Genomic DNA, 1,406 nt, shown 5'->3' on the forward strand with positions numbered 1-1,406 from the left:
TGCGCCTCGAACTCGCCCTGCGGGCCGCGGCCATGCGCCTGCACCAGCCGGTTGTCGGCGATCGGCACCAACGGCAGGTGTGCGAGGATGTCGTTTTGCAGACTTATTAAACCAATTCATTCTTATTTTTAAAGAACGCCTCGCTGAACCTAATTTTTTAGCATTAAATTATATTGTTTATCCCTCTCCTTCTCACAAGCCATTTTCATTTGAAATTAGACGCTTCCATTTATCAAGACATCCCTCAAACTCATCTATACTCGAGACAATCATAGACTCCTCGGTGTACTCATTAAAAATCCCCACACCATTAGGTTTAATAGTTATAGTATGAGAGTTCCCCGTCCCCTCCCAAAATGGCAGAGTTCCAGAGCTTACAAGTTTACAAGCCTCAATAAACTCATTGACACCATAGACACTTCTTTGGATATCATCCTTTAAAAAGTCAATCAGTATCCTAAAATCACCATCAGCTTCTATAGATGGATAACCGTCATCACAGATAAAAAACCTCATGACAATCCTCCATGTTCTTTATTTCCTCATTCAATTCCCGCACACTCAGCAATCAAACTATCACCATTTCCTCAGGTTTTAGCACATTGACCTTCAGTCGGAATCCAGCACTTGAATCTATGACAACCGTTGAATCATGTAAAATGGTTGCAGAAACGAAGGGGTTGGAGTTTTCCGAGTAAATAACCCAAATTAGTTTTTCTTCGCGATCCAAATAAGCGATAAAACCTTCTGAACCATAACTCCCCTCCCCTAAGCATAAGTATCCACCACAACTCAAATCAATTTTTTTTATTACATCAATAGTAGTAATCTCATCTTTATTTTTTTCATAGAACTCACAAAAATCGAAACATCCCGATTTAGATACTTTAGGCGTGGGGTAGGATATGATATCGATCAGCTCAGCCCTACCATCTGAAAAATAAAGAGCATTTTTAATCGGTAATTCACCAGCTTCCCACAGTTCAGTAATTACATTCTTCATTTTTATGGACACCTCTTAGGTCGGCTATTGAGCCCTTTATCCGGAACCACACCGCCAGCTTTAACATTTCTGCGGTCTTTGAAACGCTCTTGGAATTTTTGCTGCCATGTTTTTCCTGTCGTAGATGAAGGATGAACAGCATTAGGGTCAACACGTTGAACAGCAACTTTTTCTACACCTGCTTCCAAAGCAGCATCTAACCTTCTATTATCATATGTGACTAATTGGCCATCAACCTCTAATACATTTAGAGGAGAACGCCCCCAATCCCACTCTCCTTTTTTCATGATCTCGGCATAATCATTTGCAGATATTGTTCTCTGTGAGAAATTGATATCTGATGGATTAACCCATTCAATACTCAACCCAAACGGATCCACCCACATCAGCGGGTTCGGCGCAT

General features: G+C 41.0%; 2 protein-coding genes and 1 pseudogene. All 3 read right to left on the bottom strand.

Annotated elements, in window-relative coordinates; all coding sequences use genetic code 11:
* Nucleotides 1-192: 192 nt before the first annotated feature.
* Nucleotides 193-516, bottom strand: a complete 324-nt coding sequence (locus HMPREF3138_RS21970; protein WP_038874503.1) for a hypothetical protein — start codon at nucleotides 514-516, stop codon at nucleotides 193-195.
* Between the two features lie 52 nt (nucleotides 517-568).
* Entirely contained in the window at nucleotides 569-1,003 is a 435-nt protein-coding gene (locus HMPREF3138_RS25890) for a hypothetical protein (protein ID WP_048233698.1), read from the bottom strand.
* Between the two features lie 2 nt (nucleotides 1,004-1,005).
* Nucleotides 1,006-1,406: pseudogene (locus tag HMPREF3138_RS25895) on the bottom strand (type IV secretion protein Rhs); the annotation flags it as partial.

This window comes from Serratia sp. HMSC15F11 (genome assembly GCF_001808215.1).
GTDB lineage: Bacteria > Pseudomonadota > Gammaproteobacteria > Enterobacterales > Enterobacteriaceae > Serratia > Serratia nevei.